12 protein-coding genes, 3 tRNA genes and 1 pseudogene are annotated in these 12,271 nt (G+C 68.3%); 7 read left to right on the top strand and 9 right to left on the bottom strand.

Annotated elements, in window-relative coordinates; all coding sequences use genetic code 11:
- Positions 1–127: 127 nt before the first annotated feature.
- Positions 128–511, bottom strand: coding sequence for an ankyrin repeat domain-containing protein (locus ABD225_RS00690; protein WP_344079786.1), 384 nt, complete (start codon positions 509–511; stop codon positions 128–130).
- Positions 512–548: 37 nt separating this feature from the next.
- Here ABD225_RS00690 and ABD225_RS00685 point away from each other — a divergent pair, with 37 nt between their 5' ends.
- Positions 549–1,241 (top strand): hypothetical protein, encoded by a 693-nt coding sequence (locus tag ABD225_RS00685; protein ID WP_344079783.1) that lies wholly within the window; start codon positions 549–551, stop codon positions 1,239–1,241.
- A gap of 153 nt (positions 1,242–1,394) precedes the next feature.
- On the top strand, positions 1,395–3,206 hold the full coding sequence (locus tag ABD225_RS00680; RefSeq protein WP_344079780.1) for an alpha-amylase family glycosyl hydrolase: 1,812 nt from the start codon (positions 1,395–1,397) through the stop codon (positions 3,204–3,206).
- A 185-nt stretch (positions 3,207–3,391) separates the two neighbouring features.
- Here the strand turns inward: ABD225_RS00680 and ABD225_RS00675 are convergent.
- The 3 genes from ABD225_RS00675 to ABD225_RS00665 form a co-directional block, all read right to left on the bottom strand.
- Positions 3,392–3,466, bottom strand: a tRNA-Val gene (locus tag ABD225_RS00675).
- A 19-nt stretch (positions 3,467–3,485) separates the two neighbouring features.
- Positions 3,486–3,556: transfer RNA gene (locus tag ABD225_RS00670), tRNA-Cys, on the bottom strand.
- 21 nt (positions 3,557–3,577) lie between these two features.
- A tRNA-Gly gene (locus tag ABD225_RS00665) sits at positions 3,578–3,650 on the bottom strand.
- A 115-nt stretch (positions 3,651–3,765) separates the two neighbouring features.
- On the opposite strand from ABD225_RS00665, the gene ABD225_RS00660 reads away from it, so the two are divergent.
- Positions 3,766–3,924 carry a hypothetical protein gene (locus tag ABD225_RS00660; protein ID WP_344079777.1) on the top strand — a complete coding sequence of 53 codons (159 nt, stop codon included), beginning with the start codon at positions 3,766–3,768 and terminating at the stop codon, positions 3,922–3,924.
- Here ABD225_RS00660 and ABD225_RS00655 read toward each other — a convergent pair.
- Positions 3,894–4,622 (bottom strand): annotated as a pseudogene (locus ABD225_RS00655) (YihY/virulence factor BrkB family protein); the annotation flags it as partial. The gene ABD225_RS00660 and the pseudogene ABD225_RS00655 sit on opposite strands and share 31 nt — an antisense overlap.
- Before the next feature lie 137 nt (positions 4,623–4,759).
- Positions 4,760–5,290: a hypothetical protein gene (locus tag ABD225_RS00650; RefSeq protein WP_344079774.1), complete on the bottom strand. Its 531-nt coding sequence runs from the start codon at positions 5,288–5,290 to the stop codon at positions 4,760–4,762.
- Between the two features lie 91 nt (positions 5,291–5,381).
- On the opposite strand from ABD225_RS00650, the gene ABD225_RS00645 reads away from it, so the two are divergent.
- Positions 5,382–7,031, top strand: coding sequence for an acyl-CoA dehydrogenase family protein (locus ABD225_RS00645; protein WP_344079771.1), 1,650 nt, complete (start codon positions 5,382–5,384; stop codon positions 7,029–7,031).
- On the opposite strand, the gene ABD225_RS00640 is transcribed toward ABD225_RS00645, so the two are convergent.
- Positions 7,024–8,088 (bottom strand): polyphosphate kinase 2 family protein, encoded by a 1,065-nt coding sequence (locus tag ABD225_RS00640; protein WP_344079768.1) that lies wholly within the window; start codon positions 8,086–8,088, stop codon positions 7,024–7,026. The genes ABD225_RS00645 and ABD225_RS00640 overlap by 8 nt on opposite strands.
- A 38-nt stretch (positions 8,089–8,126) precedes the next feature.
- On the opposite strand from ABD225_RS00640, the gene ABD225_RS00635 reads away from it, so the two are divergent.
- Complete coding sequence (locus ABD225_RS00635) at positions 8,127–8,831, top strand: dihydrofolate reductase family protein (protein WP_344079765.1); 705 nt, start codon at positions 8,127–8,129, stop codon at positions 8,829–8,831.
- 33 nt (positions 8,832–8,864) lie between these two features.
- On the opposite strand, the gene ABD225_RS00630 is transcribed toward ABD225_RS00635, so the two are convergent.
- Positions 8,865–10,031, bottom strand: a complete 1,167-nt coding sequence (locus ABD225_RS00630; protein WP_344079762.1) for an alpha/beta hydrolase family protein — start codon at positions 10,029–10,031, stop codon at positions 8,865–8,867.
- A gap of 70 nt (positions 10,032–10,101) precedes the next feature.
- On the opposite strand from ABD225_RS00630, the gene ABD225_RS00625 reads away from it, so the two are divergent.
- Together ABD225_RS00625 and msrB are read left to right on the top strand one after the other, a co-directional pair.
- On the top strand, positions 10,102–10,707 hold the full coding sequence (locus tag ABD225_RS00625; RefSeq protein WP_344079759.1) for a nucleotidyltransferase family protein: 606 nt from the start codon (positions 10,102–10,104) through the stop codon (positions 10,705–10,707).
- On the top strand, positions 10,676–11,104 hold the full coding sequence (gene msrB / locus ABD225_RS00620) for a peptide-methionine (R)-S-oxide reductase MsrB (protein WP_344079756.1): 429 nt from the start codon (positions 10,676–10,678) through the stop codon (positions 11,102–11,104). The genes ABD225_RS00625 and msrB overlap by 32 nt, the downstream gene beginning before the upstream one ends.
- A gap of 107 nt (positions 11,105–11,211) precedes the next feature.
- Here the strand turns inward: msrB and ABD225_RS00615 are convergent, their stop codons facing one another.
- Positions 11,212–12,132 carry a type IV toxin-antitoxin system AbiEi family antitoxin domain-containing protein gene (locus tag ABD225_RS00615; RefSeq protein ID WP_344079753.1) on the bottom strand — a complete coding sequence of 307 codons (921 nt, stop codon included), beginning with the start codon at positions 12,130–12,132 and terminating at the stop codon, positions 11,212–11,214.
- Between the last annotated feature and the right edge of the window lie 139 nt (positions 12,133–12,271).

Genomic DNA, 12,271 nt, shown 5'->3' with positions numbered 1-12,271 from the left:
AGGGGCCCGGGTGCGACACCACACCCGGGCCCCTTCCGTCACCCATTTTTCTCCGGATGCCGAAAGTGTGCGCTTCACCGTGCTTGAGAGCAGGGGTGAAGCGCAGACTTCCCGGGGGAAGCGGGCGTCATACGGCCTGATCGGGGAGCAGGTGCCCGCGGCCGAAGAGGTGCGCCGCCTGACGCGCCGTCGGGGTGCCGGCGTCGAGATCAGCGCCGGCGGCCAAAAGCAGCGCGACGATCGCGTCCTCGCCCTTGAAGATCGCCCCGGCCACCGGCGACTGGTCGCGGCTATTGCGACGGTTGGCATCCGCGCCGCGCTCCAGGAGCATGGCCACGGTCGCCTCCTGCCCGCTGTATGCCGCGAGCATCAGCAAGCTGTTCCCGTCGCCATCGAGCAGGTCCACAGGCACGCCGTGGTCGAGGAAGTCGGCCAGATCCTCCGTCCGCCCCTCGCGCGCGAAGTCCTGGGCCAGCGCGACAACCCGGCCATGTTGTTCGGGACTGAGCATCGGGCCACCCTATGCGCCGACAGCGCCGGTCCCAGGATTGGACGACTGGTGCGCCACCACCACGATTGGTCTGACCCGCCTCGGCACCGTCGAAGAACTGTCCACGGTGGCCACCGGCTGCATCCTGGCGCTTGGCGCCGCCGCTCTGGTCGCCCTGGCGTCGCGCGCCACGACCTACCTCGTGGTCGCCGCGCATACGGTCGCCGGCTGCGCCGTCGCGGGCTTCGCGTATGCCGGGCCCGCTGGCAACGCGGGCTTGATCCCTCGCGCCGTCCTCCTGCTTCTGCCGGGCGCCTGCCTCGCCTATGCCGTGACCCTCTGGGAGCGCCCGCGGGCTGTCGTGGAGGCCAATGTCATCGACCCTGCGAGTTGGCGGATCGCCAAACGGTCGTCTCGGGTGCTGCCCGTCGCGGCCCTCTTGGCCGTTCTGATGCTCACCTCATTCCGTCAAGGTCACTCGACCTGGCTGAGCCTCGCCGCGGGACTATACCTCTTCGCGAGTGTCATGTTCGCCGGCTTCATCGTGCCCTTCATCATGCGGGCGCTCGGCTTCTTCGGAGGCGCCCTTGCCACCGATATGAAGGAGTCCGACGACTACCTCGACAGGCAGGTGCGCGAAGGCATGGCCGACGAACGCCGCCGAAGTGATCAGGCCGCTGCGGACCGCGCGGAGGGTCGTCGGCGCACCGCGGGCTATGAAGCGCAGCGGCGCTCGAGCGGCCAAGAATGACGCCAGCCGTTCGCGCAGTGACCGGGACCGGGGCGGCGAGCGACCAACGCTATTGGGAGGGCCGCTCCTAGCGGTGCTGCGAGGAGCCGCACTTGTGATGCCGCCGCACACGGCGCCCAGAGTCGCTGCGGCGGAACGACATACAGTGAACCAATGCCCGGGCAACGATCACTCCACGGCGGGATGGGCGCCATCCCCCACGACGGCGGGGTGACCTTCCGGGTGTGGGCGCCGAATGCCCGCAATGTCGCCGTGATCGGCGACTTCTGCGGCTGGGAGCGCCGACGGATGACGCCGATGGCCCGCGATCACTCGCGGGCCGGCACCTGGTCGGCCTTCGTCCCCGCGGCCCGCACCGGCTCCGAATACCGCTTCCTGGTCCGGCGCGGCGGGCCGTATCTGTGGCGCATCGACCCCGTCGCTCGGCAGGTGACCCACTCCCGCGGCAATGCCATCGTGTTCGATCCGCGAGCCGTGGACTGGGGCAGCGAGCCTTTCGAGATGCCCGCCTGGGATGACGTCGTCATATATGAGGTCCACATCCCCACCTTCGCGGCTGGCGGGCCGCATGGACGCACCTTCGAGGCCGCGGCCGCGCGCCTGGACCACCTCGCCTGGCTGGGGGTCAATGCCGTCGAGATCATGCCGTGTGCGGAGTTCGCCGGCGACACCTCGTGGGGCTATAACCCGGCGCACCCCTTTGCGGTGGAGAGTTCGTATGGCGGCCCGCGCGGCCTGACGCACTTCGTTCGCGAGGCCCATCGGCGCGGGATCGCGGTGATCCTCGACGTCGTTCACAACCATCTCGGGCCAAGCGATCTGGACCTCTGGCGGTTCGACGGATGGCATCGATCGCACTACGGCGGGATCTACTTCTACAACGACCAGCGAGCCCGCACGCCGTGGGGCGCAACGCGTCCCAACTACCACCGCAAGGACGTGCGCAACTATCTGCGCGACTCAGCCGTCATGTGGCTGGAGGACTTCCGCGTCGACGGGCTGCGCTTCGATGCCACCAACTACATCCGGGCGCGATGGGGCGATGTCCGCGACCCGGCCCAGCGGCTCGGCGCTGGCCATCGCTACCTCGCGTCGCTGACCAGCGATCTGCGTTCCCGCCAGCCGTGGAAGCTGCTGATTGCCGAGGATATGCAGTCCGACCCCCTCGTGACGGCCGACGTCGCCGACGGCGGCTTGGGCTTTCACGGACAGTGGGATGCGCATTTCGTCCGCACTGTCCGCGGAGCCCTTGAAGCGCTGCGCGACGAGGATCGGGATGTCGGCGGTGTTGCGGCGGCGATCGCCGCGGCCGGGCTGGGCGAGGTGCACCAGCGGGTGATCTTCACCGAATCCCACGACGAGGTCGCCAATGGCCGCACCCGGCTGCCGGAGTCGATAGCTCCCGGCGCGGCCGACTCGCTGCCCGCCCGCCAGCGCGCCGCCCTTGGCCTGGTGCTCACGCTCACCTCCCCCGGCATACCCCTGCTCTTCCAGGGCCAGGACATCCTGGAGGATCGATGGTTCGAGGACACCCGACCGGTGGACTGGGGCAAAGCGCATCGGCATAGCGGATTCCTGCACCTGACCCGCGCCCTGATCGCGTTGCGCCGCAACCTCCCCGGGGTGACGGCGGGTCTGCGTGGTCGCGGCACGCGTGTTCTGCGGGTCGATCCGGCGCGCGGGATCATCGTGGTCCACCGCTGGCATCAGGGCGGGCCCAGGGATGACACCGTCGTTGTCGTGAACCTCTCGGCCCGGCCCGTGCATGGTTATGCCGTGGGCCTGCCTCGCGCCGGCCAGTGGACGTTGCGGCTCAACACCGACGCGCCGTGCTTCGGGCCGGGACTGGGGGCAGTGCACGCGCGGGATGTCCAGGCGCAGGAGGGCTGGTGCGACGGCTTGCCGTACCGGGCTGAGGTGAGCATCGGGCCGTATGCCGCGCTTGTCTACTCCCAGGACGCCTGAGGGGCCCGGAGAGCGCCGTCGAGTTCGGGAAACACGCCGATGCGCACCGCGCGCGCTCGGCGTGTTTCCCGAACTCGACGGGGGCTGGCGGCAGTGGTGCGCGGATCCAGCGCGGACGTAGCACGCGATGCAAAGGAGAAAGACCCCTGACGTTGCGTTTCCGCTGGTCAGGGGCCGTTTCGTGCTGGTGGGCGATACTGGGTTTGAACCAGTGACCTCTTCCGTGTCAAGGAAGCGCGCTACCGCTGCGCCAATCGCCCAGGTCGTGCGGGTTAATCGAGGTGGAGACGGGATTTGAACCCGTGTACGCGGCTTTGCAGGCCGCTGCCTCGCCTCTCGGCCACTCCACCAAAGGGGGCCTTAACCCTCCGAGCGGATGACCGGCCTCGAACCGGCGACCTCAACCTTGGCAAGGTTGCGCTCTACCAACTGAGCTACATCCGCACTTGCGACGTCCGAGGTGGCCCTCGTTCGTGCGCTCAGAGACCTTAACCCATGCAGGCGGGCATACCCAAATCGGGTCAGACGCTCCATGGTGTCCGGTCCTTCGGGGAACGGCGTGAGTGGCCGGTTGGGTCGTTCGCGACGCACCGCGACGGCCTTTTGGGCCGGATTGATGCGCAGCGTCGCGGCATTGAAGGCGGCCCCGATGAGCACCGCGATGGCGATGAAATACAGCCAGATCAGCAGCACGATCGGCGTCGACAACGGTCCATAGATCGAGGTCCCGCCGAGCGAGGCAGCAATGGTGCCACGCACGGCATATGACGCGATCGCCCACAGCACCAGCGTCAGGATCGCGCCCGGCAGATCGCGCAACCACGGGGTCCGCTTGGGATTGGCGATGTGATACAGCGTGGTCACGGACGCGAGGACGAGCACGGTCACGACCGGCCAATAGGCACCGACAAGGAAATCGAGTCGGGTCGGCAGGATCCGGCCCAGCAGCGTCGGGCCGATCAACACCAGCGGGATCATGACGACCCCCACGACCAGCGTGACGATATACATCGTGAACGACAGCGCGCGGGTGCGCACGATCCCGCGCACGCCGGACTGGCCATACATGATCGCGATGGTGTCGATGAAGACATTCAAGGCACGCGAGCCCGACCACAGCGAGAGCAGGAAGCCGAGCGAGATCAGATCGCTGCGGCCGCTGGAGAAGGTGTCGGAGATCGTGGGCAAGAGCAGATCGTCGATGACTTCGGGGGTGACGAAGCGGCCGGCATACTCACTGATCTGCTGGGTGAAGGAGTCGACCGTCACCTCGCCGAGGCGCTGGCCGATATAGCCGACGCCACCGAAGAGCCCGAGGATCAGCGGCGGAAAACTCAGCAGCGCAAAGAAACCGGCCTCCGAGGCGAGGCCGGTGACGCGATAGCGCAGACAGATGCGAACCGTCTCGGCGATCACCCGAGCGAGCCACAGCCCGCCCGGAATGTCCCCCAGGGCACGCTTGAGTGCACCTTTCGCCTCCACCACGTCTCAACGGTAACTGTGACGTGTGTGATTGCTGTGACCGACACGGCGGGGCGCGGGCACCGGAAAGTTCACGATCTGGTCACCGTCGGCCACGCATCGCGACGGCACGCCAGAGCATCGAAGTCCGCGCGCGTCCACACCTCGTCTTCGCGCACCCGGACGTGGGAGGCGTCGAGATCGGCATACTGCGCCGTCGTCACCTGGACTGGAGTGGCACTTTGGTCTTTGGTGCTGGAGGCGGCGCCGATGACGACCGCGGCCTGGGCGGCCGGATCGAAGGCGCCCTGCGGGGTCCACTCGCCGGGCGCAGCCAGGTCGAGCGTGGTCGAACCGGTGAGCGCCGAAGGGCGGGCCAGCTCGAGCAGCACCGGATTGGTTTCCTGCTCACTGACTTTCGAGCGGTCCAGCAGTTCGACGACATGCACCCGGTCGATTGCGGCGCCACAGGGAGCGACGATAACCACCGGGCGCCCCTCGGCATCGGCCGTCACGCCGACCATGCCGACGATCTCCGTGGTGATGAAATTCCCACAGCCAGCCAGAGCGGGGACCAGGGCTGCGACCAGAACTGCGGTGGCGGCATATCGGCTGGTGCTCATGCCGAGAAGTCTCCTCGCGCGGCGACGGCAGGGCGTGAGTCGCGCTACTCAACTCACGGGCGGCCCGGCGCGCGGACGTATCCTCACGCGCATGCCGACCCATGAGGTGTTCAACCAAAGCCCGGTCTATGGCGGGGACGATCTTTTCCGCACCGACCCAACCCTGATGGAGGCCACCGCCCGGTGGGGTGCCCCGACCGCGGATGTCACCCGGCTCGGAGCGCAGGCCGGCGCGGAGCAGGCCCTGACCTGGGGCGTGCAGGCGGACTCCACTCCCCCGGTGCTGCGCAGCCACGACGCGCGGGGCCGGCGGCTGGACGAGGTCGACTACCACCCGGCATACCACCAGCTCATGACGGTGGCCGTGGGGCACGGACTCACGGCCGAGCCGTGGACTCGGCCGGCGGGCAGCGGCGCGCACCTGGCGCGGGCGGCCGGCTTCTACGTCTGGGGCCAGGTCGAGGCGGGGCACCTGTGCCCGGTGTCCATGACGTATGCCGCCGCGCCCGTCCTCGCCCGCGACCCACAGGCTCGCGGGACCTGGCTCCCCAAGCTGGCGTCCCGTGCCTACGACCCGCAGCTGACGTCGATCGATGCCAAGCCCGGTGCCCTCGTCGGCATGGGCATGACCGAGAAGCAAGGCGGCTCCGATGTCCGCGCCAACACCACCACCGCGACGCCGGACGCCAGCGGCCCGCTTGGAGACCAAAGCCACCGGCTGCGGGGTCATAAATGGTTCTGTTCAGCGCCGATGAGCGATGGCTTCCTCGTGCTCGCGCAGGCCCCCGCCGGGCTGACCTGCTTCCTGCTCCCCCGCGTCCTGCCCGACGGCACGCGCAATCCCTTTGCGATCCAGCGGCTGAAGGACAAGCTGGGAAATCGCGCCAATGCCTCCTCCGAGGTCGAGTTCGAGGACACCTGGGCGACGCCGCTCGGCGAGCCCGGCCGTGGGATTGCGACGATCATCGAGATGGTCTCCGCGACCCGGCTCGACTGCGTCCTCGGATCCGCGGCGACGATGCGCGCGGCGCTCGTGCGGGCGGTGCACCACACGGCGTACCGCAGCGCCTTCGGGACGCGCCTGCTCGATGCGCCCCTGATGCGCAACGTCCTGACCGATCTCGCGCTGGAGTCCGAGGCCGCCACCCTGCTCGCGATGCGCCTGGCCCACGCCGTCGATGAAGGCGAGGACGATTTCGCGCGGTTGGCGGTGGCGCTGGGCAAGTTCTGGGTGTGCAAGCGCGCGACGCCGATGGTGGCCGAGGCGCTGGAATGCCTGGGCGGGCTGGGCTATGTCGAGGAGAACGGCATGGCGCGCCTGCTCCGCGAGGCTCCGCTGAACTCGATCTGGGAGGGCTCGGGCAATGTCAACGCCCTCGACGTGCTGCGCGCCATCGCCCGCGAGCCGGCCTCGCTGGCGGCGCTGGCCAAGGAGGCCACGCTGGCGCGCGGTTTCGATGCCCGGCTGGACTCCGCCATTGACCGGATCGAGCCGATGGCCGGCGGGGCCCTTGATGTCGATGCCCCACTGATCGCCCGCCGAGTCGTCGAGGACCTCGCCCTCACCCTGCAGGCGAGCCTGATGGTGAGGTATGCCGAGGCGCCCGTGGCGCAGGCCTTCGTCGCGACGCGGATCGCCGGAGAGCGGGGCGCCACCTTTGGGACCTTGCCCGCTGATGTGGTGCGCTCCGCCGCCCCGGCTGTGCTCAGTCGCACGCCCGCAGGCGTGGACCTCAGCTAGACGTTGAGTCCTCGTCGGCCGACTTCTGGACGTCCTCCTCGAGCCGACGCTGCTGTTCGGCGACGTCGAATTCGGCGGCCGGCCACTGCGGGTCAAGGCCCTGCAGCGCGTTGAGCAGCAGGTTCATCACGGCCAGGCGGGCATACCATTTGCGGTCCGCCGGCACGACATACCAGGGCGCCTCGTCGGTGGAGCACTTGTCGATGGCAGCCTGATAGGCCTGCATGTAGTCATCCCAGTAGGCGCGCTCGTCAAGATCGCCCGGGTTGAACTTCCAATGCTTCTCCGGATTGGCGAGTCGCTCGGCGAGCCGGGCCTTCTGCTCGTCCCGGGAGATGTCGAGCATCACCTTGATCACGGTCGTCCCGGACGCCACGACCTGCTTTTCGAAGGCATTGATCTGCGCATAGCGGCGAGCCCACTGCGTCCGCGGCACCAGGTCATGGACACGGACGATGAGCACATCCTCGTAGTGACTGCGATCGAAGACGCCGATGATGCCCGGCTCGGGAAGGGCATTGCGGATCCGCCAGAGGAAGGGGTGGGCCCGCTCTTCCTTCGTCGGGGCCTTGAAGGCGGTGATGTCCACGCCCTGCGGGTCGGCCGCGCCGACGACATGGCGCATGATGCCGCCCTTGCCGGAGGTGTCCATGCCCTGGATGACCAAGAGAACCGAGCGCTTCCCGCCGGCTTTCGCTTCGGCATACAACCGCTCCTGTAGGTCGGCGACCTGCTCGGCCAGCGGGCCCATGAGGGCCTCGGCCTCCTCGCGGCTGCCGTCAAAGCCGGGTGTCGATGAGGTGTCGAGATCGGTGAGCACGAAGCCGGGGCCAGCGCGGAGGGCGTCGGCGAGGTCGAACGGATTGGGTGCGTCGGACGCCTTGGGCGCCACGACCTCGGCGACCTTCTCCGCAGCGACCTTGATCTTCGCGTCCTTCGCCTTCTTGGCGTTGCGCACAGCCTTGCGCTGGGCCAGGTCCTTGGCGATGACCTCGAGTTCCTTGGCCGCCTTCTTACTCTTCTTGTCCTTCTTCTTACTCTTTTTGTCTTTGGCCATGCAGGCATCATGGCAGGTCCGTCCCGCAGACTGACCGCATGCGCCTGCTCTCCTCCGATCTGCCGGGTATGACGCCTGGTGCCGCCGCCGATGACGCCCTGCTCCGGCAGTTGTACTCCTTCCCCGAGTCGGGTGCGGTGCGCAGCAACTTCGTCGCGACCCTGGATGGGGCCGGAACGGGTGCCGACGGCTTGACGGGTTCGATCAACAATGCCGCGGACAAGGTGGTCTTCGACCTCAATCGCGAGCTCGCGGATGTGGTCGTGGTCGGGGCGGCCACCCTGGAGGCGGAGGGGTATGGGCCGTCCGCCGGCACCAAGCCCCTCGTGGGCTTAAGCACTCGCTGCCTGATCCCCCGTGGCTGGCTGTCCGAACCCGTCCAGCAGGGGTTGGCCATCCTGGTGACGGTGGAGGGCGCGGAGCCGAAGCGGCTGGCACAGGCGCGGGAGCTGCTCGGCGAGGAGCATGTCTGGACGGTCGGGGCCGGGCAGGTCGATGTGGCGCAGGTGCTGGTGCGCCTGCAGCAGCACGGCCATCGACGAATCCTCACCGAGGGCGGGCCGCGCGTGCACGCCGAGCTGCTGCGTCGCGGGCTGATCGATGAGCTGGCCCTGACCTGGGTGCCGCAGTTGGTCGGCGGGGGTGGGCCGCGAATCGCGCACGGCACGGACTTCACCCTTGACGTGAGGTTGAGACATTTGATGGAGTCTGACGGGACGCTGCTGGGGTTGTGGGCGTGCTGAGCTGACGAGTTTTTGGCGTCGCGAGGTCGAGGATCAGCGCCGCAGGTAGGCCGCGACCTCGGACTCCCACCGCAGCGGATCGGTGTTCCACTCCTTGCAATGCCGCGCCCGTTCCCACGGAACGAAGGTGACCAGATCCGGGCGAACTTCGGCAAGCGCCTCGGACGGCCCAACCGGGACGAATTCGTCGTCGCGGCTGTGGATGAGCAGGATCGGGTGGTGCAACTCGGCCGCCCGGGCCACCCAATTGGTCTTGGCCACATCGACGGACTCGTGCACCCCGACAAGGCGCCGTGACCACCGCTTTCCCATGATCGTGCGACTGAGCCCCCCGACGCGCTCGGGCACGCCATGGGCCCGGGCATGGTGGGCCAGGACGTCATTCCAGTCCACGACAGGCCCGTCGAGGATCACCTTGCTGACGACCGACGCGAGCGGGGACCGGGCTAGCAATTGCAGCACGATGGCTCCGCCCATCGACCAGCCAATCAGGGCCACGTCGGTGGCGCCGCGCTCCACGGCATACGCGATGGCCGCCTCGATATCACGCCACTCCGACAGGCCAAGGTTGTAGCGACCGTCCGGTCCGCTGGGTGCGCCTTCGTCATTGCGATAGCTGGGGACCAGGACGGTATGGCGGGCGGCCAGCACCGGTGAGATGGCTCGGACCGTTTCCTCGCGGCGGGCCCCGCGCCCGTGGACGAGGATCGCCCACTGAGAGCCATCGCCCATACCCGGCACGACCCACGCGGGCATCGGCCCGAGATCGCTCAGGACGTGGACATGTTGGGTGGCGAGGCCGAGGCTGATCTCCGGTGGGGCGTAGTAGTAATAGCCATTCCAGCGCGCAGGGCCGGGCCGCAAGATGCCGTAATCGCGCGAGATGATCCGCCGCCGGACGGTCTTGGCGGTGGTGTCGTGCTCGAGGATCTCGCCCACGCGCAGGTGCCCGCGTCCGCCTTCCAGCCACACGCCATACCTGCCCGGCACGACCGCCTCCGGGCTCTCGGCGAAGACCACATCGTCGACGCCGGTCTCGAGCAGTTCGACGTCATCGGGGCGGCGGCGGTCCGGGGTGAGCACTCGACGCGCGAAGTAGGCCGCAGCGGTCAAGGAGGCCGCTGCGGTGCCGGCGGCCGCCGAACTGCCCACCGCCGCAGCCCCGATCGCCGCCTTGACGGCCACTGCCTTCCTGCTCACCGAGTCATCGTCTCAGGTTCTCGCGCTCACCCCGGTCGTCGTTGCTGAGGTGACGACCACAATGGGGCGTATGCCCCCCGCTCCCCCGCCATCGCCCCGGCGCCTCGGCGTCGTGCTGGCCGCGGGCGCCGGACGGCGCTTCGGTGGCCCGAAGATCTTGGCGGCCGATGGCGCCTGGTTGCGCGGGGCGATCGCGGCGCTGGCTGTCGGGGGCTGCGATGCGGTGGCCGTGTGCATGGGTGCTGCCAAGGTGCCGCCGCCGGACGGGGTCATCGCCGTACCCGTGCCGGACTGGTCCGAAGGGATGAGCGCCTCGACGCGAGCGGCGCTCGATCTCGCGCTTGACCTGGAGGTTGACCAGGTCATGCTGCACCTGGTCGACCTGCCCGATGTCGGCCCCGAGATCGTCGCCCGGGTCGCGGGGCGCGCAGGTGCCGGGACAGCGGCGCTGGCGCGGGCGGCATACAACGGGCACGTCGGGCACCCGGTGCTCCTTGGTCGCGACCACTTCGCCGCGATGCGGGCGACCCTGACCGGCGACGCGGGCGGGCGGGCATATCTCGCGGCCGCGCCGCAGTTGCTGCTGGTCGAGTGCGGCGATCTCGCCGGGGGGCGGGACATCGATTGCATGCCAGAATCGGGTGATGGGCACATTGCACAGCGACCGGGAGTATGACGTCACGCGCACCGACGAGCAGTGGCGCGTGCAGTTGAGCCCGCAGGAGTATGCCGTGCTCCGCCAGGCCGGCACCGAGCGGCCATTCACCGGCGAATACACCGACACCAAGACGGTCGGGACCTATGCCTGCCGCGCCTGCGGCGCCGAGCTGTTCACCTCGGACACGAAGTTCGAGAGCCACTGCGGTTGGCCGTCGTTCTACTCGCCGCTGGCGGGTGAGAGCGTGGAGTACATCGAGGACCGCTCGCTCCCCGGCCGCCCGCGCGTTGAAGTCCGCTGCGCCACCTGCGGCTCCCACCTCGGCCACGTCTTCGAGGGCGAGGGCTACGCCACCCCCACCGACCAGCGCTACTGCATCAACTCCATCAGCCTCACCCTGCGCCCAGCTGAGTAAGCTCATTTTTCTCCGGATGCCGAAAGTGTGCGGTTGACCCTGCTTTAGAGCAGGGGCAAAGCGCAGACTTCTGGCGGTAAGCAGCGGCGCGGCGGGTTAGGCGTGGGCTAGGCGGCCATGGCCAGCGCCGCGCGCACCTTGGCAATCAAGACTTCAGGATTCATCAAGTCAGCCCACGTAAGGCGGACCACGACATAACCAAGTCGGCGAATCGCGTCCTCGCGACGCTTCTCATCCCATAGAACCTGAGGGTCTCCCGACGCGTACTTCAGCCGACCGTCGACTTCCACGACGACATTCGTGCCCGGAATGAGGAAGTCGACTCTGGCGACGAAAGTGCCGTTCGGGTCGTAAAGCCGGACCTGAGGCTCGACCAGGATCCCGTGCATGGCGAAGCTCACGCCCGCCAGGGATTCGGCCACAGACTCGCGCCGACCATCCATCAACCCGGTCATAGATCTTGCTCGGCTGCCCTTCGGCCAGTTCTCGACCCGCTGGGCAGCGATCTGTATGTCCTCGGGTGTCGCGAGGCGGGCGTGCATTGCGGCGTCCGCACTAACGACGCCAGCCTGAACACCTGAATCGAGCGCATGCTGGACGAGCGCATCGGCGACCCCGACCGTCGGCCCCAGCTCGCTGACCGACGGCTGCGAACCGCGATTGGGACGAATCCACAGAAATGTCGCGCCTCGGGACCGGTCGGGAGGCCGCACCAGCCGCGGTCGCGTCAGATCGGCACCCCAAACGGGCAGGTCCCGAGCGATCAGGGCGGATGCACCGGTCAGCAGAGCATCGGGATACATCAAGAGCCCGCCGACGCTCAAATGCCGATGCCAGGCGAGTTCGCTTTGGTCGACGAGGGCCGGAACGGCATACAGACCCCGCCCTGGGTGCAAGAGCTGCTTGGCGGCCACCAATCTCGCAAGTGCCCATGACGCATAACCAGCGCGATTGGCTTGTTCTGTGGTGAGCATGCCGTGCTGGCAGCGGGCTAGGTCGAGCAGGTGGGTTCCGAGTTCCAGGTTCATGCCATCGAGCCTTGCGCCCGGGCCGCCCCATCACCAGGGGGTTCGAGAATCTGTGGATCAGCCCGTTTTGGGGGCTCATCGAACTTGAGCGGGCAACTCGTTGGTCCCAGCTGTAGCTCGTCGGTGTTGACGAGTGCAG

It is taken from the genome of Nostocoides veronense, assembly GCF_039531185.1.
GTDB lineage: Bacteria > Actinomycetota > Actinomycetes > Actinomycetales > Dermatophilaceae > Nostocoides_A > Nostocoides_A veronense.
Note: the sequence above shows the minus strand (reverse complement) of the source record. Positions and strands in the feature narration are given on the sequence as shown.